Genomic DNA, 22,220 nt, shown 5'->3' with positions numbered 1-22,220 from the left:
ATTAATCTACTCGTAACTCAAAAGTGACAGGCCCGTCATTCACCAAACTGACTTGCATATCGGCACCAAATTCGCCGGTTTCTACATGCACACCCTGCGCTTGGATATGTTCGCAAAATACATGGTACAACTTTTGCGCATCAGACGGGTGAGCCGCGCTCGAAAAACTAGGACGGCGCCCTTTGCGAGTATCGGCGGCGAGCGTGAATTGCGAAACAACCAACGTCGCATACCCCTTGTCGACAAGGCTTTGGTTCATTTTGCCGTCGGCATCGGTAAACACGCGATAATGAATAATACGCTCGGCAAGACGTTTGGCCTTTTGCTCATTATCACCCTGTTCAACACCCAGTAATATCAGTAACCCGGCGTCGATTCCGCCAACCTTATTATTATCGACATCTACCTGAGCACGGCTTACGCGCTGAATTAAACCTATCATGCTATCTACTCTTGCCCTTAAAAAAGTATATGGTTGTCGATTCTGCTAAGCAGTTCAATCTGACTTTGTACGCTTTTTATGGATTAATCGGTATTCCTCTAGACTCACTGTCATTTCGGCACCTGCTAATACAATCAACCATGACAAATAGATCCAAACGATGAGTATGGGCACCGTGGCAAGCGCACCATAAATCGCCTGATAGGTTGGAAAGTGGGTGATGTAGAGCGAGAATAATTGTTTACTGACCTCGAATAGGATGGCTGAAAAGGCGGCACCAAAAGCCGCATAGCGGAATTTAACGGGTCGATTAGGCACCAGTTGGTAAAGCAACACAAAGGCGATGAAGCTAGTCACTACCGGTACTGCGGAAAGCAAAAAGCTGCGAATCCCCGAAACATACGTTTCGGCGAATTGTGATAGCGAGACTAAGTAAGACGTTGCCGCCAACCCCGTACCAATAAGAACAGGCCCGAGTGTCAAAATCATCCAATAAATGGCAAAAGATACCGTCCAACGTCGGCTGCTGGTATCGCGCCAGATATTATTTAACGCAGAGTCTATCGCCGAAATCAGAGCTACGGCGACAAAAAATAAAAATGCGATACCGACGGCAGTCATCTGCGATGCGTTACCAACAAATTGATCGATATATTCTTTCAGCTGCTCGCCTGAAGTGGGCAGCAAGTTAGCGAACAGCGCACTCTCTATGTTGTTTTTGAGATCATCGAACACTGGAAAGGCGGAAAACACAGTGAATGTGACCACTAACAATGGCACTAATGATAATAAACTGACATAGGTGAGATGCCCGGCGGTCACGTTAATTGAGTCGGACTGACTGCGAAGTGCGACATGTCGAGAAAATTTAAAACCGTGTTTTAGCCAAAGTTTCCAGTTCATATTGGTCAAAATTACATATCTCTGCGTACGATGAATGAGTCTTATATTGATGGAGAACGCACAAGATGGCAATTGTAGTGTTTGGTGCCGCAGGTGGTCTCGGGCTTTCATTAACGAAAGCTTTGAAGCAAAAGTTCAACGATAGCACCATTATTGCAGTATCGCGTCAGCCAATTAACCAACGCGTCGCCGGTGTACATTACACGACGATAGAGGATTACACCGCTGACCCCTTAGAACAGTGGGTCACTGAATTTAATCAGCGCGGTGAAGTGCTCGAAGGTGTTGTTTCGACGGTAGGCATGCTGCATGACGATGATACGTTCCCAGAAAAGCAGCTCGACGATTTAAATGAAGCAAACTTGAGTAAGCTCTTTAGCGTTAATGCTGTCATGCCGTTAATGATTCTAAAGGCGTGTAAACCGCTGTTGGATAAGAAGAAGAGTCGTTTTTTCGTTCAACTGTCAGCGAAAGTAGGTAGCATTGAGGATAATTATCTGGGCGGTTGGTACAGCTACCGTGCCAGTAAAGCGGCTTTAAACATGTTGCTCAAAACAGCATCGATTGAACTTAAACGCTCACATAAATCCTTCGTGGTTGCCGCAATTCACCCAGGCACGACAGATACCGATCTCTCGAAACCATTTCAAAAGCGTGTGCCGAAAGACAAACTTTATTCGCCTGAGCTTTCAGCGGATCGCATTGTTAAGGTAATTCAGGGGCTGACAGCTGAAGACTCGGGTGGTTTGTTTCATTGGGATGGTAAACGACTGCCTTATTAAGACTTGTATTCATTGTGCAACCAATGCATTAATATGCGGTCGTACGGGGGGATTTCATTTATCTCGACAGGGGGTTTTATGCGTTACATTTTAGCTGTTTTGATTCCACCGCTCGCGGTGTTGACGACAGGACGGATCTTTCAATTCCTATTCAACGTGATACTCACAGCTTTAGGCATTGTGCTATTTGTTTTTTCATTTGGCGCTTTAGGTTTAGTTTATATCCTTGCGATCATTCACGCGATTTTGGTCGTACGTAGTTACAACCAAGATAAACGAGATGAACGATTGGTTCGCGCCGTAAGGGGAGACTAATGAAAAAGCTGGGGTTAAGCATTTTTACGTTGTTGTTCTTAGTGGGCTGCCAAAGTGCCTACTATGGAGCGATGGAGAAATTGGGTATCGAGAAGCGTGATATTTTGGTCGATCGTGTTGACGACGCTAAAGATGCACAAAGCGATGCTCAAGAAGAATTCAAATCGGCTCTCGAGCGCTTGGATGCGCTGCTGCAATTCGATGGTGGTGAACTCGAAGAACGCTACAACGCGCTGCGTGATGATTATGAGGCGAGTAAATCTGCGGCTGAGCGTGTCAACGAACGTATCGAAGAAGTCGACGACGTGGCTCAAGATTTGTTTGATGAATGGAGCGAAGAGCTTGAGCTCTACAGTAATGATGCCATGCGCCGCGAGAGTGAGCGACGTCTGCGTGAGACAGAACGTCATTATGGTGAACTCATTCGCGTGATGGAACGAGCGGCTGGAAAAATGGACCCTGTGTTACAAAAGATGCAAGACAACGTGTTGTATCTCAAACACAACCTGAACGCGCGCGCTATCGACGCAATTCGCGGTGAATTTAGTCGTTTACAGACCGATATCTCGGACTTAATTGATGAGATGGAGTCTGCCATTGATGAGTCTAATCGCTTTATTGAAAGCATGAACAGCGGTGCTTAACCCACTATTACAGGAGTTTTCATGAGTATTTTGTTTATCGGCGGCAGTCGTCGTAAAGAGTCAATTAATGCAAAATTAAAGCATCGCTTGGTGCAGGTGGCCGAAAAGCACACGTTCGATTTTGAGTTACTCGATGCTGACGCATTAGACGCGCCGATCTATCACGGCGACCACGAGCAGGCAGAAGGTGTTCCTAAGGCAATGCAACAGCTGGCCAAGGCCGTTGCGGCGGCTGATAAAGTTGTGCTTGTCAGCCCAGAATATAACGCCTCTGTTTCGCCACTGATTAAAAATGCGATTGATTGGACGTCGCGCGTTGACGGTCAGGTATGGAAAGGCAAAAAAGTGTTATTGGCAGCAGCCTCACCCGGTGGACTGGGTGGTATCCGTGGTCTCAGCCATTTGCGCGATATCCTGGGTAATGTTCAGGCGTGGACTGCTCCTCTTTTTGCCTGCTGTCCTAATGCTAATGATGAGACCATCGCGGCAATGGACGAAGATTTCCTATCGACTTTCCTTAGTCAGGGTGACTAATGAGCCTCTCGGATATTTTGGTGTTTGAGCACATGGCGCCCTTCACTTGGAAGGGCATTGCCACCGCGATTGCCAGCGGTGCCATTGTAGGGCTTGAGCGGCAAATTCGTGGCAAACCGGTCGGTATTCGGACTTCAGCACTGATCACACTCGGCACCTACGTCTTCTTAGTGAGTGCCAAACTAGTCATGAATGATCACACCGACGCGTCACGTATCATCGGGCAAGTGATCACGGGTATTGGCTTTCTTGGTGCGGGCGTAATGCTTGCCAAAGACGGAGTGGTAGTCGGCGTTACATCGGCGGCCACCATCTGGATGCTAGCAGCAATCGGCGTTGTTGCCGGTTTAGGGTTATACCCTACAGCTTTCGCTTTAGCACTGATCGTTGTGGTGGTATTAGTGGGCGTTGACTTGCTAGAAGAGAGTTTTCAGTCGCTTACGCGCGGCGTTCATCAAAAGTACGATGGCTGGCGTAAGCGCCGCGCAGATAGCAACGAGCCTTAGGCTTTTAGTCCGTTCATATACGTATTTATGGCTGCTTCACCATACTCGACAAGAGGGAAGTAGCCATCATCCATTAACCAGTTGTAAATCAGCCCATCGACTAAGCCAAATAATCCGATAACCGCAATGCGTGGGCTCACTTGGGGTGGCAACTGACCCTCGTTAACCGCTTTCTCGAATAACGCTTCGACATCACAGATACAGTCATTGCGGCCACTCAAATGGCGTAACTTGATCGGATTGACCTCATCAATGTATTCACATTTATGCATTAAAATATTTGCGAGTGCTTGCACGCGCGGATCGGTGGCAACACGGTTTAAAAACTCATTGGTGCGTTCCTGTATTTCGACGAGCGCATCGAACTCAGGTTGTTGTGCAATTTGCTCGCGCATCTCATCAATGGGCAAACGCACACGCTCCATTAACGACTCAATCAACGCCATCTTATTACTAAAATGGTGGTAAATAGCGCCTCGAGTGACACCTGCAGCTTCGGCGACCTGTGCCATTGACGTATGGGTGACACCTCGCTCACTAAATACACGCTCGGCCGCATCAAGCAGCTGTGAGCGAGTCGCGAGCGCATCTTCTTTTGTACGCCTAACCAAATTACACCTCATCAAATTAGAATACAGTCTGATTATAGCGATTTTCTGCTTATCATGCATTATTGTATGTATATTTTGTATACACGCTCGTATTTGACAACTGAGTCATTTCGATAGACTCTGAAAGGGCATTTAGAGCAGAACAAGTCTAGTCGCGGCGATGTTGCGTATAATTACTATGTATACATTAATGGACAAGCAAGGAGACAGTGCATGAAAAACGAGATCGATTTTCGTCTTATTTTAGATGCTTATGAGAAGATCCATGAGCATGGCGAGGCAAAGCAAGGCAAGCACGTCCTTGATGGTGTTACTGCGTATACTGACCATGATGGCTACACCGTATTTTTGGAAGGTCACGGCGTAAAACTGACGCTAGAGTTTCATAACAAATACCGGTTAGATTACGACAATGGCAAGCAGTTCGACCAATTCATTCGTGCGCTTAAAAATATCAGTGAAGGCTACGAAACCCCAGGTCTGGAGCGTGGATGAGTAATAAGTCGTATACAGTTTTAGAAGAAGTCGCTCATGCGCTAACGCATGGCATAGGGGCGGTGCTGAGTATCGTTGGGCTCGTGGTGATGCTGGTGTGGTCTGTCGCCTATGGCGATACTTGGCATGTGGTGGCAGCCAGTATTTATGGGGCTAGCCTCATTTTGCTCTATACCGCCTCAACGCTTTATCACGCCTTTCCTTGGCCGCGCATTAAGGCCGTATTCCAACAGTTAGACCACGCGGCTATATTTGTACTTATTGCGGGCACCTATACACCCTTTGCACTAATTAACCTGCGTGGACCTTGGGGTTGGTCATTGCTTGGTGTGGTCTGGGGAATCGCATTATTCGGCGTGATTCTAGAGCTGGTTGTGAAGAATCCACCTAAGTGGTTGTCTTTGACGTTGTATCTTGGACTCGGCTGGATGGCGTTGGTCGCCATTAAGCCGATGCTCGATAACGTTGATACGGGCGGCTTACTGCTGCTGCTTGCAGGTGGTCTTGCCTACACCTTGGGTGTGATATTTTACGTACGTAAGCAGATGCGATACCACCATGCGATTTGGCACTTATTTGTGCTAGCGGGGAGCATTCTGCATTTCTTCTCGATTTTTTATTATGTGTTGCCGCAGCCCGAGTTAATGGCAGCACAATGACTTTTATATTACCCATAAAAAAACCCGCCAATCGGCGGGTTTTTTGTGTCTCATTTATAGACACTTAGCTTTTCGGTTCGCGACTCGCACGCTTACGCTCGTTCTCTGTGAGCGCGCGTTTACGAATACGGATAGATACCGGCGTTACCTCGACCAACTCGTCATCGTTAATGAACTCAAGCGCTTGCTCAAGTGTATAACGGATCGGTGGGCTCAAGGTTTGTGCATCATCAGTACCCGAAGCACGTACGTTAGTCAGCTGCTTACCTTTCAAACAGTTAACAGTTAGATCGTTTGAACGGTTATGAATACCGATGATTTGGCCTTCGTACACTTCGTCACCGTGTGATGCAAACAACTTGCCGCGCTCTTGTAAGTTAAATAGCGCATAAGTTAATGCTTTACCCTGTGCATTTGAAATCAACACGCCGTTCACACGTTGACCGATAGTACCGCCTTTATGCGGACCGTAATGATCAAAAGTGTGGTACATCAAACCGGTACCTGAAGTCAGGGTCATGAACTCGGTTTGGAAACCAATCAAGCCACGGCTAGGTACTTCAAAGTCGATACGTACACGGCCTTTACCATCTGGGTTCATGTCAGTCATCTCGGCTTTACGTAAGCCAAGTTTTTCCATGACAGCACCTTGGTGTTGATCTTCGATATCAACCGTCAGTGTTTCGTACGGTTCCATCTTCTGACCATCTTCATGCTTGATGATAACTTCTGGACGCGATACTGCGAGCTCGAAGCCTTCACGACGCATGTTCTCGATTAAAACACCCAAGTGTAATTCACCACGACCCGATACACGGAATTTATCCGGGTTATCAGTCTCTTCAACACGCAGCGCAACGTTGTGAACCAACTCTTGCTGCAAACGTTCAAGGATCTGGCGAGAAGTAACGAATTTACCTTCTTTACCTGCGAACGGAGAGGTGTTGACCTGGAAGGTCATTGTTACCGTTGGCTCGTCAACCGTCAGTGGCTTAAGCGGGTTTGGTTTACCCACAGCGCACACTGTGTCAGAGATTTTTAATTCACCTAAACCTGTAATTGCACAGATATCGCCAGCGTGCGCAGCTTGTGCATCGATGCGATCCAAGCCAAGGTAATTAAACACTTGACCGATTTTACCATTACGGGTTGTGCCGTCGGCACCCACGATAGTCACTTGTTGGTTCACTTTAACGCTACCCTGAGTGACACGGCCGATACCGATGACACCTAAATAGCTCGAGTAGTCCAACTGAGAAATCTGCATTTGCAGATCGCCTTCAGGATCCGCATCAGGATGACTGACTTGGTCAACGATAGTCTCAAACAATGGCGTCATATCGCCACCTGATTGTTCTGCATCCAAACTTGCCCAACCATTTAATGCTGATGCATAAATAACAGGGAAGTCTAACTGCTCATCGGTTGCACCAAGGTTGTCGAACAAATCAAATACTTGATCCATGACCCAGTCAGGACGCGCGCCTGGACGGTCAATTTTATTAATAACGACGATTGGATTAAGTCCGTGAGCAAACGCTTTTTGCGTTACAAAGCGTGTTTGCGGCATTGGACCATCAACAGCGTCAACGAGTAGCAAAACTGAGTCAGCCATTGACATGACACGCTCAACCTCACCACCGAAATCGGCGTGGCCAGGGGTATCTAGAATGTTGATGCGGTAGTCTTGCCAGTTGATCGCTGTGTTTTTAGCGAGGATGGTAATACCGCGCTCTTTTTCTAGATCGTTTGAGTCCATGATGCGCTCTTCAAGCTCACCACGGCTTTCTAACGTGCCAGATTGTTGAAGCAGCTTGTCAACCAAAGTCGTTTTACCATGGTCAACGTGCGCAATAATCGCAATGTTGCGAAGTTTATTAATATCAAATGCCTGAGTTGTCATTAAGAACAGCCTATTGATGTCGGAAAGTGAACAACGTTGTCTAAACCGACAAGGGGTTGATGAAAATAGCGGCGTATTCTACCTGTTTGCTAACGATATAAAAAGGGGCTGTTGAATTTTTCATCAGAATGACATGAATCAATAGGAATTAATGCTTATTTGCACCAAAATAGTCTACAATGATCCAAATTGGTGCAATTTTGAGTTGCTTTCAACGTTCAAACGAGACTCTAATTTATTAAAAAACTTTAAAAACAATGAGTTATATATTTGGCACGTGGATTGCAATCCAATATGTATCCTAAGAGGTACACAACAATAGCTGTAAAAACTGGATTTAATCAGTTATTGATATATGTTTATTTTGACTTTTGATATTCAAGATTCCGCTGGAGGAAAACATGTCAGCAAGTAAGATTTTCGACGCCATTAAAGAGCATGACGTCAAATTCGTCGACTTACGCTTTACCGACACCAAAGGTAAAGAACAGCACGTCACAATCCCGGTGTCGCAAATCGACGACGATTTCTTCGAAGAAGGTAAAATGTTCGACGGTTCTTCAATCGCTGGCTGGAAAGGTATTAACGAGTCAGACATGGTATTGATGCCAGACGCAGAGTCGTTGGTACTCGATCCGTTCACCGACGAAATGACACTGAACGTACGGTGTGACATTTTAGAACCTGATACCATGCAAGGCTACAGCCGCGATCCTCGTTCTATCGCGAAACGCGCAGAAGAGTTCCTGCAAGCATCAGGCGTGGCTGACAGCGCATTCTTCGGTCCTGAACCGGAGTTCTTCTTATTCAATGATGTGCGTTTCCACACCGACATGAGCGGTTCGTTCTACAAGATCGATGCCGAAGAAGCAAAGTGGAACTCGGGTCGTGAATACTCAGAAGGTAACTTGGCGCACCGTCCGGGCGTAAAAGGCGGTTACTTCCCAGTGCCTCCGGTTGACTCTGCGCATGATATTCGTGGCACCATGAGTTTGGTGATGGAAGACATGGGCTTGGTTGTTGAAGCGCACCACCACGAAGTGGCGACAGCGGGTCAGAACGAAGTGGCAACTCAGTTCAACAGTCTGACTAAGAAAGCCGACGAAATTCAAATCTACAAATATGTTGTGCACAACGTAGCGCACTCATATGGCATGACCGCGACCTTTATGCCTAAGCCATTGGTCGGTGATAACGGCTCGGGTATGCACGTTCATATGTCACTGGCGAAAGATGGTCAAAACCTGTTTGCCGGCGACCAGTACGCAGGCTTGAGCGAAACCGCGTTATATTACATTGGCGGTATCATCAAGCACGCACGCGCTATCAATGCGTTTACTAACCCATCGACTAACTCGTACAAACGTTTGGTACCTGGGTTTGAGGCACCGGTGATGCTGGCTTACTCAGCGCGTAATCGTTCTGCATCGATTCGTATTCCATTGGTATCGAGTGCTAAAGCGCGTCGTATCGAAGTGCGCTTCCCTGATCCAAGCGCTAACCCATACTTGTGCTTTACTGCACTATTAATGGCGGGCTTGGACGGCATCCGTAACAAGATCCACCCAGGCGATGCGATGGACAAAGACTTGTACAACCTACCACCGGAAGAAGCGAAAGATATTCCAACAGTATGTCATTCACTCGAAATGGCACTCGATGCATTGGATAAAGACCGTGACTTCCTCAAGCAAGGCGGTGTGATGGATGACGACATGATCGACGCGTACATCGACCTTAAGTACAACGAAGTAGAAACATTGAAGAAAACAACACACCCTGTTGAATTCGATATGTACTACAGCGTTTAAATTAAGACGGTTGCACGAAGGGAGGCACAGCCTCCCTTTTTAAGCCGCGTATATGCACCAAATTAGTGCAGACTATTGTGGAGTGTATTTGAGTGAACCTTGCGTCCATATTGAATCAGCTACTGACCGGTGTGGTCATTGTCGACGATCAATGGATCGTGCGTTACGTCAACGCTGCAGCTGAATCGATTTTTGACCATAGCGCCAAGCGTCTTATTGGTGAGCCTTTTGCTGAGGCTTACTACGAGAGCGATTTACCATTAAATACACTGCAGAATTGTTTGTCCGAAGATCAAACCGTGGTGAACTCCGAAGCCAGTTTCTTTCTTCACTCGGGGCAACGGGTCACTACTGAAGTCAGTATTCAGTCACTGCATGAAAGTGGAATTAAGCACTGGCTTATCGAGCTCAAACAAGTCGACTTACAACGCCAGATTTCGCGCGAAACACAGCAACAACAGCAGTTATTTGCTACTCAGTCATTATTACGTGGAATGGCGCATGAGATTAAAAATCCATTAGGTGGTCTGCGGGGCGCTGCGCAACTGCTGGCACTCGAACTGCCAGATGAAGAGTTAAAAGAGTACACTGACCTTATCGTGACGCAAGCCGATAGGTTACGTACCTTGATTGATCGCATGATGGGCCCGGTACAAGCCGAGCAAAAACGAGAAACCAACCTGCATGAGCTACTCGAACGCGTCGCCAAAACCTTGCGTTACGAATATGGCGAAGGTCTTAGCATAAAACGTGACTATGACCCTTCGTTGCCCGAACTGTGGGCAATGGCTGAATCCTGCGAACAAGTTTTTTTAAATATCGCCCAAAATGCGGCCCAAGCATTGAGCGGCGAAGGTCAAATTACCTTTAAAACGCGCATTGAGCATCAACTCACGTTATTGGGGCGTCGATATCGTCAATGTGCAGTGATCAGTATTATCGATGATGGTCCGGGGATCGATGATGCAATTAAGGCGAGCTTGTTTTTCCCGATGGTGAGCGGTCGAGCCGAAGGCACGGGCCTGGGATTATCCATGGCGCATAGTTTAGTCCATCAACACCAAGGCAAAATCGAGGTCGACTCCGAGCCGGGAAACACGGTGTTCAGGATATACCTCCCGTATCAACGACAAATCACTGAGGAGGCGAATCTATGAGCCAAGCACAACATCTATGGATTCTAGACGATGACCCCTCTATTCGTTGGGTACTTCATAAAGCGTTTGAACGCTCGGGTTATCAAGTGCAAGTATTCGAGCGGGCCGATGAACTAACACGAGCGCTAGATTCGGAAGTTCCCGATACCATCATCAGTGATATTCGCATGCCGGGAACCGATGGCTTGGCTTTGCTAAAACAAATAAAACAGCGAGATCCTGACTTACCTATCGTCATCATGACGGCGCATTCGGACCTGGATACAGCGGTGAGTGCTTTTAAAGGCGGTGCCTTCGAGTATTTGGCTAAGCCCTTTGATATCGAGGAAGCTCGCAACGTTGTTGCGAAAGCGATGGCGCACCGCAGTAAACCCGAGGTGAGTGTCAGTGCGCAGCAAGCGAATAATGACATTATTGGCGAGTCAGCTCCCATGCAAGATGTGTTTCGTGCCATTGGTCGACTGTCGGCTTCGAGCGTGAGCGTATTGATTACGGGTGAGACGGGCACGGGTAAAGAGCGCGTTGCGCGTGCCTTGCACAAACACAGTCCACGATCAGATAAGCCGTTTATTGCATTGAACATGGCAGCCATTCCAGCTGACTTGGTTGAATCCGAGCTGTTCGGTCACGAGCGAGGCGCATTTACCGGGGCTGATAAAAAGCGTGATGGACGGTTTTTACAAGCCGATGGCGGGACGCTATTTTTGGATGAAATTGGTGATATGCCACTTTCGGTGCAAACACGCTTATTGCGTGTGTTAGCCGAGGGCCAGTTTTATCCAGTCGGTGCGCATCAGCCCGTACAGGTTAATGTGCGGGTCATCGCCGCTACCCACCGAGATTTAAAAGAGGCTGTTGCACACAACGAATTCCGTGAGGACTTATATCATCGACTCAATGTCATTCAGTTGCGGTTGCCTGCCTTGCGTGAGCGCAAGCAGGATATACCTTTGCTGGCAAGGTACTTTTTAAAGCAGTCAGCTATTGAGCTCGAAGTGAGCGAGAAACAGTTATCAGACGCAGCGTTGGAGCAACTTGAAGCATACGGGTGGCCGGGTAATGTAAGGCAGCTCGAAAACGTGTGTCGTTGGCTCACCGTGATGGCACCTGCACAACAAGTCAGCCCCGATGAACTGCCTCATGAGCTGTTAGAACAGAGCGATCAGTTGGAAAACGGTCAATCGACAGGGAATTGGCGTGAGCTACTGGCACACGAGTTGCGCACACAAACCCATAACCATGATAATATGACACCTATTATACAGGATGTTGAGCGCATCGCCTTGCGCATTGCACTGGAGAAGTGCGACGGACACAAGCAAAAAGCCGCACATTGGCTTGGCTGGGGGCGCAATACGCTAACGCGCAAGCTCAAGCTATTGAGCAAGTAAATCTTTGTAAAGAGAGTCGCGTTACGCTGTGCTATTTTAGAAGATGGTCTTTACACTTTAAACGGGACTCAATTGACCATGACACATTCTGTTCTACTCATTGATGACGACCATGAAATGTCAGCGATGCTGACCGAGCTCTTTAAACGAGAGGCGGTCGAGCTGACCGTAGTTGATGATGGCGTTAAAGGACTGGATGCCGCTTTAAACGGGGACTTCGAGCTGATCTTGTTAGACGTCATGCTGCCCGGTATTGATGGTATGCAGTTATTACAACGTCTACGTCAGCAACACCGTGATACCGCAGTACTGATGTTAACCGCACGCGGAGACGATGATGACCGTGTAATGGGGCTCGAGCTTGGCGCAGACGACTATCTGCCTAAGCCATTTAATCCGCGCGAATTAGTCGCACGAGTACGTGCTCTGTTGCGGCGTACAGCAAACACTATGATGCAAAATGAAGTGTTAACTGTCAGTGGCTTTACACTGGATCCGAGCAAAGCGGAAGTTACTTGCGATAAAGAGCCGTTGGTCATGACACCGACAGAGTTTGATATTCTGCGTTGTTTGATGCAGCAAGCGGGACAAATGGTGAGTAAAGACCAACTCTCGGTGGCTGCGCTGGGCCGCAAGATGGGGCCGTTTGATCGTAGTCTCGACGTACATATCAGCAACATTCGTAAAAAATTACCGGCTAATCCTGAGCGCATTCAAACCGTTCGTGGTCGGGGATATCGTCTCGTCAACGAATAATGAAGCCGCACCGTAAACGCCCGATCCGCTGGTACCAATCGCTTACGCTGCGGTTGCTCCTGCTGTTTTGGGCGTTATTGTTTTTAACCGCCAGTAGCGGTTACTTGCTTGCGGTCTGGAATAAAGTCACACCCGAAGTTAAACCTATCGCGGAACCCATTCGGCGGACCTTAGCACCGTTACTCGAAAATGAGCTGACCTATCTTTCCTTGCAGCCTGGACGTTTATTGACGGGTGATTATCGCGTTGCAGCCCGAGTACTCGCGCAAGGTCAGCAAAAGTTGATGATGGATGAGTTCCTATCGCAGCGTTACCGGCAAACCATGTTGCGCTTTTTAAACTACGATGAGCCGATGCAAATGCCACTCGAGGACCGTTTGTTGATAGGTCCTTTCGAGTTTAAAGGCAATAAGCTTCTAATCACTCGTCCACTAAAAGCGTCGGAGTGGACTGATCGTGAAGAAGCAGAGCAAGAGTTGATGCGGGCACGCAGTTGGACGTTGGTTGGCGGTAGTTTGGCGATTGCGATTTTGCTAGGTATCTGGCTGATTCGACCGATAAAGCGCATGATCCGAGCTACGCGTGAGGTCGCTCAAGGTAGTGCTGAACCTGATTTAGGCCAGCTGCCTCGACGTAAAGACGAAGTGGGTGAGTTGGCGCGTGCGTTAGCTCAGACAGCGCGCGATCTTGCTATTTCTCGTGATGCACAACGGCGCTTGTTAAGTGATGTGTCACACGAACTACGTTCGCCGATGGCACGGATGCAAGTCGCTCTTGATCTCAGCGAAGATGAGCATCAAGAGGATGCACACTGGCAACAGTTGCGTCGGGATAGTGAGCGCTTGAATCAAATCATTGAACGTATCTTATCGCTCTCGAAACTTGAGAACGGCTTAATCAGCTTAAATACGCATACTGTTGATCTACGCAAGTTGGTGCAGCGGCTTGTCGACGACACCTTGTACAGTCATCCTGAGTATAAAGATCGGCTCGTTATTCGCGAGGGCGATTGGCGCGAACTCGAGAGCGATGATGAGCTGATCCGGTTAGTGTTAGAAAATATTATGCGTAATGCCCTGCACTATACCGACAAAGCGGTCGAGTTTGGCTGCGAAAAGCATGGTAAGTGGTTGCAGCTTTATGTGCGTGACCATGGGCCTGGCGTTGATGAAGAAACCATTGAGAAGCTATTTGAGCCATTCTATCGCGGCGACCCGTCGCGTAAGCATCAGGCAGGTGTCGGTTTAGGTTTAGCGTTAAGTCAGCGCTCAGCGTTGGTTCTAGGCGGTCATCTGCGTGCACGCAATCATCCGCAAGGAGGACTAGAAGTTATCTTGGATTTACCGTTAGACTAGGGCTTAATCATAGCGACGGGAATCAAAGCGGATGATCCGACCGGCGGATAATGAGCCCCAATGGCTCGAATTTTATCACCAACATATCGCCCCTTTCTGGGCGGAGTCAGTTGAGCAGATTTATTTAGACGCAGCGGATGGACTGCGTCTTTTTTATGCCTACCATAAAGTTAGCGATACAGCGCCACTACTGGTCATATCAACGGGTCGCATTGAGGCGGCGATAAAATACCAAGAAGTGATTTGGGAGCTCGCGCAGCAAGGTATTTCTTGTGCTGTCATCGACCATCGTGGCCAAGGTTTATCAGGGCGCATGACAAAGAATAGCCATCAGGGCCATGTCGCAAACTTCCGTGATTTTATTGATGACTTTAGCGTATTCATGAATGACATCGACGAGCGCTTTCCTAAAGCGTCGCGCTATGCACTTGGGCACTCGATGGGCGGAGCGATTTTATCGTGGGCGTGTTGCGAGCAGGATTTTAAATTTAAGCATCTGTTTTTGACGGCACCGATGTTCGGTATCAGAACAGCAGGCATTCCAACAGCCATTGCACGAGCGATTGCTGGCGCGGGTCGTTGGTTAAACGAGACCATTGCACCGGATAATCCGTGGTACTTCTTAGGTATGAAGGACTATATTGCGATTCCTTTTGCTGAGAATGTGTTGACCCACAGTGAGCATCGTTATCAAGTATTTCGCGAAGCCTATGAGAGCGAGCCCCGGGTTAAACTCGGTGGACCCACGTTTGCTTGGTTACATGAGGCACTGACGACTTGTAAACAGTTGCAGGGCATGGGGAGCCAACTCAAAGTAACGGCGACATTGTTCAATGCGGGAGCCGATGTGGTGGTGAGTAAAAAAGCGCAACAGCGTTTTGCTAACAATGCGGGCGCCAACGTTGAGTTTTGCTCGATCAAAGGAGCGAAACACGAATTAATGATGGAGAGCGACGATTATCGACAGCCCATCATGGATTCGATCTATGCCAGACTCAAGTCGAGCGACGCTCAGTAATTGAACCCTCAACATAAGCGATAATTTCGGGGTCCATGTGAACAATGATATCCGCGCTCGGGAACGCCTTCATCAGTGCACTTTCGACTTCATCAGAAATTGCGTGGGCTTTGAGCAGAGACAAATGATTGTCGAGTTCAATGTGTAATTGAATAAAGCGTGTTGAACCTGCCTCACGAGTACGCAGGCCGTGGATCCCTAAAACACCATCAATGGCTAGCGCCGTATCCACTACTTGCTTTTGCAAATCTTCGGGTAGTTCGCGATCCATCAACGAGTTAAATGCCTCAGTGCCGATGCGAATCGCCCCCCAAATTAGATACAACGCAATTAAAATGGCGAATACGCCATCCGCCCAGTGCATACCAAACTGGCTCAGTATCAGCGCAACCAAAACCGCGGCATTGAGTAAGATATCAGACTGATAATGAAGATGATCGGCTTTAACCGCTTGCGAGTCGGTGGCGCGGATAGCCATCCGCTGAATCACAAGTAATACCATGGTGATGACAATTGCCGCGATACTGACCCAAATACCACTTTGAACATCGGGTAAGTCGGTATCTTGCATCCACTGTTGCACGCTGTGGAAAATCAGTAGCATCCCAGAACCAGCGACAAAAGCGCTTTGCGCTAACGCGGCCAGGGACTCGGCTTTACCATGGCCGAACCGGTGCTCATCATCGGCAGGCTGAAGTGAGTAACGAATAGCAAAAAAGCTAAAAATCGAGGCGCCACTATCGAGCAACGAGTCGGTTAACGAGGCGAGCATACTGGCAGACTCGGTATCAAACCATGCGTATAGCTTCATGGCAATCAGCAATGCGGCCGCAGTGACCGATGAGGCACTGGCAAGCTTTACCCAAAAGGCGTATTGATGCTTGTAACTCGTTGGAGAATTCAATTCGATGCACACCTCGTATTAAGATAGTGGTATTCTAGCGTTTTTTAAGTAGCTGATAAAATCACTATGTTGCATTTGGTCTTATTTGAACCGGAAATACCACCGAACACGGGTAATGTTATTCGCTTAGCGGCGAATACAGGCATGCAATTACATCTTATTGAGCCACTGGGTTTCGACTTAGATGAGAAGAAAGTGCGCCGTGCTGGCTTGGACTACCATGCCCTCACCCAAGTGAAAATCCATAAAAATTGGTCGGACTTTCTAGAAAACGTGGATTATAACCGCATTTTTGCATGCACCACGAAAGGCTCAACACGGTATACCGACGTAGCGTACGAGGAAAATGACGTATTGCTGTTTGGTCCCGAAACGCGCGGGTTGCCGATGGAAGTCTTGCAGACATTTCCGCAAGAAAATTGGTTACGTCTACCAATGGTGCCGGATAGCCGGAGCTTAAATTTATCAAATTCGGTCGCGATTTTTACGTATGAGGCCTGGCGTCAGTTGGACTTTAAGGGCGCGGTGTAGCGTTTTTAATTTCATTATCCAACAAGCTTCGTAATAACTGGCCTTGCGCGTTGTCTTTGAATGCTAAGTAGAGCGGTACTTCGTCACTCAAGGCATATCGCTCGTAAGGCGTCTCTGTCCAGTCCGGCAGGTTAGCGGCGTAATCAACAACGCCTTCAACGCGGCCCATGTCCAATAGTGCGAAGCAATCTAACGATGTATTCGCGTTATAGATACTGGCGTTGGCGGGTAATAAGGTTTGCTGATAATGACCCCCGGCAACGCACAAGCTGACTTGTTGCTGTTGCTTGAAGGTTTTATCGATAGCCGCTTGCGTTTTAGTGAATAAATAAACGGGTTCGCTGCGAGCAAGTGCGTGCTCTGTTTTTATGAAGCGTTGATCAAGTTGCTCTTCACGAATACCCACTAAAACCTGAGCTTTACCCGAGTCGACTAATTGCTTGGCACGAGGCCAGTTTGATGCATCCGTCTCTATTTGTTGTGGCCAATCGGCGGTTAACTGTTTGAATCGCTGCCATATCGCTCCCTCTCCATCAACTTCGGTTTGCCCAGGCACGAGTGAACTGGCACCGATAAGCGGATCGGGAATACGGATCGGTAAAATCGGACGGCTAATTTTTGACTGATAGGTTTCGCGCAGTGCGGTAATGCGTCCTGTTGCTTGCATAAGCTCAAGAGCTTGCACTAAATCGGGGATAAGACCTGCATATTTTTTATGTAGATAGTGGTAACCCTGATAGCGCTGAATTTCATAGACGATTAAGTCATCACGATCATGTAAAGCCGAGCCGCGGTACTGAAAGTCTGCCATTAACGTGGCTTCTACGCGACCCGCGTCCATCAATTTAATCACCTGCTCAAGTTTTACCGGCTTAACAATGGGAATATCTAATTGATAGGACTCAACCACTTGGTCGGCTGACCGTAAGCCGCTGAGGTAGGCTAGGTTACTCAGTGTGTCGGGGGTGCAGATACCGCATTGTTTAGGATCGGCAACAAGCAGCAACGAGAACTCATAAATGGGGAAGTCTACCCGAACGAGGTTGGTAAGTTGCTCAGATAACCCGGGAATGCGACCTAACTCGCCAGCGATGATACCTTCCGAGGCGAGTTGCTCACCGCGCAGGCGCGGTAATGGTTCATAGCGCAACTCGACATTAAGCTCGGCATAGGCCTCTTCTAATATTGACTGAACGAGCTCTGGCAATGGACCGTCTTGCGGCGCTCGAAAGACGAGCGTTTGGGTTGTTTGCTCATCGTCTAACTTTAAGTCAGTCGATAGGTCGCTTGATGATTGCTGCGCATAGGGCTGCCCACTTACAAAAAAAAGCGTAGAAAAAACGATAGCGCGAAATAAGTTAATCACCAGAACACAGAACCTTGGTCAATTTGACCTCAGCAGTATATCAATTGCAGGGTATTATGCACAGTATTTACAAAAATCCAACACTCGCAGGGTGATTGAATTTATTCTTCTTATTGAGGTCAGAGCAGATGGGGTCGATGTTGATAAAACTGAGAGCGATTTTTATCCATTGACCCGTTATACTAGGATTCATTAACCCGCAACTTTGCAGTAATCAGAAGGGTGTCTCATGAACAAAGGATGGATCGCATCAAGCCTCAGCATCGTGCTTGCAGGACTGATGACCAGTGCGGTATCCGCACAAGAACAACCAACCATTAAAGACGATGGTTACCGACACTTAATGCTCACCGGCGGCGGTTTAACGCTCTGCACGAGCATGGCGTCCGATACCTGTAACGAAACCGATTGGATTGATAGCAAAACAATGCGCACCAATCGGTATATCGACTTGTCGGAGAAATCAATCAAGACGGCTGTTTCAGATGAATACTGGACCGGCTTTCGCGAAGAGGCTCGGAAAAAGGTCGATGAGGCGTTAAAGCTTATTTATGACCGTATGAACGAGGAAATCATCACAGAGCGCGTGTTCATGCGTGAATTTACTCGTCGTGCCACATTAAAAACGTACAACGCACTATCTGAAGCTGAGTGGAACAAGCTGGTCGACTTACTCGAGATGCCAGTTCCTGCTGAGCTCGATGAAAAGATTAATTTAAATGAGTCGCAGAACAAGCCTGCGGTCGACATCTATCGCCAGTTTATTGACATGGCGAAGACCACACGCTTTGATGACAGTAAAAAGCCGACCATTTTCTTCACTACCTCTTCATCGCGCGACCCGTACAACGAAGTCGATTACTACATGGACTTGTTCAGTCAGTTGGGAGCTGAGCCGCATTGGTTCCCGGTTGATGCGGCTCTAATTAAAGCGCAACAAGAGGGCCGTTGTGACGAATTGGCTGACGTGCAAGAGGAAGTGCTCGGTGCATATGCGCGAGACCGTGTGTATCGCGACCGCTATCAGCAGCAAGTTGAGTTTTGTAAAGCGCCCAAAGAAGCCTTAAAGATGGTGCGCCAAGCCAATGCGATCTTTATCAATGATGGTGATGCGAACCTTACCCGCTCAACCTTTATTAATGAAGATAACCAGCCGTCTGATTTGTTACGCGACATCGTTAGCTTCGTGCAATCGAAGCGTCTAGTGGTAGGTGGTAACGGCGCGGGTGCTGTTGCGCTGACATCTAAACCGATGATTTCTAACGGCACCACCGAATCAGCGATAAAAGACGGCGCCTTTGCTTCTGAGCCACCGCCGTTCGGTTGTGATTTGGATGCAACCTGTCCCACCAATACCAACCCAGACACGTTGACTTTCCACCCATTGGGCGGTTTAGGGCTGTTTCACTTTGGTATTTTGGATAGCGACTTCTCTGATAAAGGTCGTTATGGTCGCTTGATCCGTCTCGCGGGCGATAGTGGTACACCGCTTTCGCTAGGGATTGATGAGAATACCGCCATGAAAGTGAACCTTGAGAAAGGCCTATTTGATATTGTCGGCGAGCGAGGCGTATTCTTTGTAGAAAACGCACAGTCGGTGCCTACGGCGGTCGCAAGTACCTTCCATTATTTAGTCGCTGGCGCGTCCGGTATGATGAATCCGTATGGCTTACAAACCGCGGAATTCTCGGACCAGTCAGGTATTGTAAAAGAGAACCCAACCACCAATTTCTTAACCGACCGCGGTTTAGTTGATTCGATTCGCGTGTTGTGTGGTGAAGAACGCAACGAAGTAACGCTTCTGAATAAAGACTATCGCTTGATCGCGCGTATCAACGACGCAAGCCGTACCGCTGAAGCCGGTGGTGAATGCCAAGTGATTAACGGTAAAATCGGTATTGCTTATCAGCCCGAAGAAAAACTGTAAGTAGCACCTAGTTACTAAAAAGCTCGCCCCGTTGGCACGGAGGCGAGCTTTTTTTATGCGCTGCTTTTTAGTGGCGTAGCGCGTTATGCTACACCGTATTGAGCGCGATACGCTTCAACCGCAGGTAAGTGCGCTTTAAACTGCTCGTCGTCCTTAAGATACTCAATCACATCGTTCAGTGAGACAATCGCAATCACTTGCGCATTAAAGTCACGTTCAACTTCCTGAATCGCGGATAGCTCGCCTTTGCCTTTTTCTTGACGATCTAAGGCAATCAAAACACCCGCGAGCTGTGCACCGTTTTGCTCAACAATATCCATGGATTCACGAATTGCCGTGCCCGCGGTGATCACATCATCGACCAACATCACGCGACCATCGAGGGGTGAACCGACTAAGTTACCCCCTTCGCCGTGGTCCTTTTTCTCTTTACGATTAAAGCAGTAAGGGGTATCGGTCTGAAAATGATCAAACAAGGCTACGGCCGTCGCGCTGGCGATAGGAATACCCTTGTAGGCTGGACCAAACAACACATCAAAGTCGATGCCTGAGTCTTTTAACGCCGCTGCGTAAAAGCGCCCTAACTTCGCTAAGTCAGAACCCTTGTTAAACAAGCCGGCATTAAAAAAGTAAGGGCTGGTGCGACCGGATTTCAGCGTAAACTCACCAAATTTTAGTACACCGCGCTCAATCGCAAACTCGATAAACTCTTTTTGATAGGTTTTCATGCTGATCCCTTATGCCAATGCTGCTTTTTGGATATCGATCAATTCTTTAATGCTGACACGCGCAATGTCGACTAGACTTTGCATCTCGTCGTAACTAAACGCCTCACCCTCAGCGGTGCCTTGGATTTCAATGAACTTACCCGCTTCAGTCATTACAACGTTCATGTCAGTCTCGGCTTGAGAATCTTCAATGTACTCTAAGTCGCTCACTGCATCGCCATCAACAATACCGACAGAAATCGCCGCAACCATTTCTTTTAACGGATTGACCTTAACCATTTTGTTAGCGCGCATGTAGTTCAACGCATCAACCAACGCCACGCAAGCACCGGTAATTGAGGCGGTACGTGTACCACCGTCAGCCTGCAATACGTCGCAGTCGAGCGTGATGGTGTTTTCGCCGAGCGCCTTAAGGTCGATGCAAGCACGCAAAGAACGCGCGATTAACCGCTGGATTTCCATCGTGCGGCCACCTTGCTTGCCACGCGCCGCTTCGCGCTGCGAGCGAGTGTGGGTAGAGCGTGGGAGCATGCTGTATTCAGCGGTCACCCAACCTTGTCCCTGACCTTTTAAAAAGCGTGGCACACCGGCTTCAACCGTGGCATTACACAACACCTTAGTATCGCCGAATTCAATCAGAACTGAACCCTCGGCATGTTTGGTGAAGTTACGCGTGATGGTGACCGGGCGAATTTGTTGGGCAGTACGACCACTTGGACGCATGGCATCTCCTTTATTTGATAGTAAACGGGGATAAGTAAAAAGAATTAGCCGTTAGTGTAGCAAATTTGACCGTTGAATGGATCGCGAATCGTTCTGTAACGTATTAAACTAACGCAAGCTGAAAATACGCGGTAATCACTGAACGGGAGGCCGTATGTCGCGTTCAAAAGACGAAGAATTTGAATTGTTCCGCCAAGAAATGAACGACGTAACACCCTTGGTGGGTGAGGAAGTTGCAGACATTCGCACTGCTTTTGAGCCGACATTGGCACAAAAGGAGCGGCGCCGTGCGGCTGAAGCCGAAGAGCAAGAAAACGTCAACTTTTTATCGACCGAATATGTTGAGTTGGTGGAGCCAGAGGAATGCATCGAATTTCGGCGCGATGGTGTGCAAGAAGGCGTGTACAAACGGCTTAAACAAGGTCGCTACACCATGGAAGCGAGTCTCAATTTGCACCAGCATACGCTGCGCGAGGCGCGTACCGCAGTATTTAACTTTATTCAGGACTGCCATAACGCCGGTATACGCACGGCACTGATTATTCACGGACAAGGTAAACACAGTAAACCGCATCCCGCACTGATAAAAAGCTATGTGAATAAGTGGCTGCGTGAAATGCCGCCCGTACTCGCGTTTCATAGCGCACAGCGCCACCATGGTGGACGCGGCGCGGTGTATATCATGATGAAGAAGAACGCCGAACAAAAGCAAAAGAACCGCGAAAAACACGCGAAAAAATAACCGTAAAACGAGTGGTC

Annotated in this window: 24 protein-coding genes; 16 read left to right on the top strand and 8 right to left on the bottom strand. The window is 48.1% G+C overall.

What is annotated here, in order from left to right:
* Nucleotide 1 precedes the first annotated feature (1 nt).
* Together dtd and BFR57_RS00490 are read right to left on the bottom strand one after the other, a co-directional pair.
* Nucleotides 2-442: a D-aminoacyl-tRNA deacylase gene (dtd, locus tag BFR57_RS00495; protein ID WP_071462133.1), complete on the bottom strand. Its 441-nt coding sequence runs from the start codon at nt 440-442 to the stop codon at nt 2-4.
* Between the two features lie 54 nt (nt 443-496).
* Nucleotides 497-1,345 carry a virulence factor BrkB family protein gene (locus BFR57_RS00490; protein ID WP_071462132.1) on the bottom strand — a complete coding sequence of 283 codons (849 nt, stop codon included), beginning with the start codon at nt 1,343-1,345 and terminating at the stop codon, nt 497-499.
* Between the two features lie 65 nt (nt 1,346-1,410).
* Here BFR57_RS00490 and BFR57_RS00485 point away from each other — a divergent pair, with 65 nt between their 5' ends.
* The 5 genes from BFR57_RS00485 to BFR57_RS00465 all read left to right on the top strand — a co-directional run bounded on the left by BFR57_RS00485 (nt 1,411) and on the right by BFR57_RS00465 (nt 4,126).
* Entirely contained in the window at nt 1,411-2,127 is a 717-nt protein-coding gene (locus BFR57_RS00485) for an SDR family NAD(P)-dependent oxidoreductase (protein ID WP_071462131.1), read from the top strand.
* A gap of 78 nt (nt 2,128-2,205) precedes the next feature.
* Nucleotides 2,206-2,442, top strand: coding sequence for a YqaE/Pmp3 family membrane protein (locus tag BFR57_RS00480; protein WP_006954575.1), 237 nt, complete (start codon nt 2,206-2,208; stop codon nt 2,440-2,442).
* Nucleotides 2,442-3,086, top strand: a complete 645-nt coding sequence (locus tag BFR57_RS00475) for a DUF2959 domain-containing protein (protein WP_071462130.1) — start codon at nt 2,442-2,444, stop codon at nt 3,084-3,086. The genes BFR57_RS00480 and BFR57_RS00475 overlap by 1 nt, the downstream gene beginning before the upstream one ends.
* Nucleotides 3,087-3,107: 21 nt before the next feature.
* On the top strand, nt 3,108-3,620 hold the full coding sequence (locus BFR57_RS00470; protein ID WP_006954573.1) for an NADPH-dependent FMN reductase: 513 nt from the start codon (nt 3,108-3,110) through the stop codon (nt 3,618-3,620).
* On the top strand, nt 3,620-4,126 hold the full coding sequence (locus tag BFR57_RS00465) for an MgtC/SapB family protein (protein ID WP_006954572.1): 507 nt from the start codon (nt 3,620-3,622) through the stop codon (nt 4,124-4,126). The genes BFR57_RS00470 and BFR57_RS00465 overlap by 1 nt, the downstream gene beginning before the upstream one ends.
* Here BFR57_RS00465 and BFR57_RS00460 read toward each other — a convergent pair.
* Entirely contained in the window at nt 4,123-4,737 is a 615-nt protein-coding gene (locus BFR57_RS00460) for a TetR family transcriptional regulator (RefSeq protein ID WP_006954571.1), read from the bottom strand. The genes BFR57_RS00465 and BFR57_RS00460 overlap by 4 nt on opposite strands.
* 213 nt (nt 4,738-4,950) lie before the next feature.
* On the opposite strand from BFR57_RS00460, the gene BFR57_RS00455 reads away from it, so the two are divergent.
* Together BFR57_RS00455 and BFR57_RS00450 are read left to right on the top strand one after the other, a co-directional pair.
* Nucleotides 4,951-5,232, top strand: coding sequence for a DUF3081 domain-containing protein (locus BFR57_RS00455; RefSeq protein WP_071462129.1), 282 nt, complete (start codon nt 4,951-4,953; stop codon nt 5,230-5,232).
* Nucleotides 5,229-5,891, top strand: coding sequence for a hemolysin III family protein (locus tag BFR57_RS00450; RefSeq protein ID WP_071462128.1), 663 nt, complete (start codon nt 5,229-5,231; stop codon nt 5,889-5,891). Before BFR57_RS00455 ends, BFR57_RS00450 begins: the two co-directional genes overlap by 4 nt.
* A gap of 64 nt (nt 5,892-5,955) precedes the next feature.
* On the opposite strand, the gene typA is transcribed toward BFR57_RS00450, so the two are convergent.
* A complete protein-coding gene (gene typA / locus BFR57_RS00445; RefSeq protein ID WP_071462127.1) occupies nt 5,956-7,794 on the bottom strand; it encodes a translational GTPase TypA in 1,839 nt (612 codons plus the stop codon).
* Nucleotides 7,795-8,195: 401 nt separating this feature from the next.
* On the opposite strand from typA, the gene glnA reads away from it, so the two are divergent.
* The 6 genes from glnA (at nt 8,196) to BFR57_RS00415 (ending at nt 15,282) form a co-directional block, all read left to right on the top strand.
* Nucleotides 8,196-9,605, top strand: coding sequence for a glutamate--ammonia ligase (gene glnA / locus BFR57_RS00440; RefSeq protein WP_071462126.1), 1,410 nt, complete (start codon nt 8,196-8,198; stop codon nt 9,603-9,605).
* Nucleotides 9,606-9,697: 92 nt separating this feature from the next.
* Nucleotides 9,698-10,762 carry a nitrogen regulation protein NR(II) gene (gene glnL, locus BFR57_RS00435; protein ID WP_071462125.1) on the top strand — a complete coding sequence of 355 codons (1,065 nt, stop codon included), beginning with the start codon at nt 9,698-9,700 and terminating at the stop codon, nt 10,760-10,762.
* Nucleotides 10,759-12,153, top strand: a complete 1,395-nt coding sequence (gene ntrC, locus BFR57_RS00430; protein ID WP_071462124.1) for a nitrogen regulation protein NR(I) — start codon at nt 10,759-10,761, stop codon at nt 12,151-12,153. The genes glnL and ntrC overlap by 4 nt, the downstream gene beginning before the upstream one ends.
* Nucleotides 12,154-12,231: 78 nt before the next feature.
* On the top strand, nt 12,232-12,909 hold the full coding sequence (locus BFR57_RS00425; RefSeq protein WP_071462123.1) for a response regulator transcription factor: 678 nt from the start codon (nt 12,232-12,234) through the stop codon (nt 12,907-12,909).
* Nucleotides 12,909-14,264, top strand: a complete 1,356-nt coding sequence (locus BFR57_RS00420; RefSeq protein ID WP_071462122.1) for a HAMP domain-containing sensor histidine kinase — start codon at nt 12,909-12,911, stop codon at nt 14,262-14,264. Before BFR57_RS00425 ends, BFR57_RS00420 begins: the two co-directional genes overlap by 1 nt.
* A gap of 31 nt (nt 14,265-14,295) precedes the next feature.
* Nucleotides 14,296-15,282, top strand: coding sequence for an alpha/beta fold hydrolase (locus BFR57_RS00415; RefSeq protein ID WP_071462121.1), 987 nt, complete (start codon nt 14,296-14,298; stop codon nt 15,280-15,282).
* Here the strand turns inward: BFR57_RS00415 and BFR57_RS00410 are convergent.
* Nucleotides 15,260-16,186 carry a cation diffusion facilitator family transporter gene (locus BFR57_RS00410; protein ID WP_143441023.1) on the bottom strand — a complete coding sequence of 309 codons (927 nt, stop codon included), beginning with the start codon at nt 16,184-16,186 and terminating at the stop codon, nt 15,260-15,262. The genes BFR57_RS00415 and BFR57_RS00410 overlap by 23 nt on opposite strands.
* 66 nt (nt 16,187-16,252) lie before the next feature.
* Between BFR57_RS00410 and trmL the strand changes: the two genes are divergently transcribed.
* Nucleotides 16,253-16,717, top strand: coding sequence for a tRNA (uridine(34)/cytosine(34)/5-carboxymethylaminomethyluridine(34)-2'-O)-methyltransferase TrmL (gene trmL / locus BFR57_RS00405; RefSeq protein ID WP_071462119.1), 465 nt, complete (start codon nt 16,253-16,255; stop codon nt 16,715-16,717).
* On the opposite strand, the gene BFR57_RS00400 is transcribed toward trmL, so the two are convergent.
* Complete coding sequence (locus BFR57_RS00400; RefSeq protein WP_083404976.1) at nt 16,701-18,083, bottom strand: hypothetical protein; 1,383 nt, start codon at nt 18,081-18,083, stop codon at nt 16,701-16,703. The genes trmL and BFR57_RS00400 overlap by 17 nt on opposite strands.
* Nucleotides 18,084-18,312: 229 nt before the next feature.
* On the opposite strand from BFR57_RS00400, the gene BFR57_RS00395 reads away from it, so the two are divergent.
* On the top strand, nt 18,313-20,010 hold the full coding sequence (locus BFR57_RS00395) for a cyanophycinase (RefSeq protein ID WP_071462118.1): 1,698 nt from the start codon (nt 18,313-18,315) through the stop codon (nt 20,008-20,010).
* 83 nt (nt 20,011-20,093) lie between these two features.
* Here the strand turns inward: BFR57_RS00395 and pyrE are convergent, their stop codons facing one another.
* Nucleotides 20,094-20,738, bottom strand: coding sequence for an orotate phosphoribosyltransferase (gene pyrE, locus BFR57_RS00390; RefSeq protein WP_071462117.1), 645 nt, complete (start codon nt 20,736-20,738; stop codon nt 20,094-20,096).
* A gap of 9 nt (nt 20,739-20,747) precedes the next feature.
* Complete coding sequence (rph, locus tag BFR57_RS00385) at nt 20,748-21,461, bottom strand: ribonuclease PH (protein ID WP_071462116.1); 714 nt, start codon at nt 21,459-21,461, stop codon at nt 20,748-20,750.
* Between the two features lie 154 nt (nt 21,462-21,615).
* Between rph and smrA the strand changes: the two genes are divergently transcribed.
* On the top strand, nt 21,616-22,203 hold the full coding sequence (gene smrA / locus BFR57_RS00380) for a DNA endonuclease SmrA (protein ID WP_006954555.1): 588 nt from the start codon (nt 21,616-21,618) through the stop codon (nt 22,201-22,203).
* The last annotated feature ends 17 nt before the right edge of the window (nt 22,204-22,220 follow it).

Source organism: Idiomarina sp. MD25a (assembly GCF_001870515.1).
Classification (GTDB): domain Bacteria; phylum Pseudomonadota; class Gammaproteobacteria; order Enterobacterales; family Alteromonadaceae; genus Idiomarina.
This window is presented reverse-complemented; position numbering and strand designations above follow the sequence as displayed.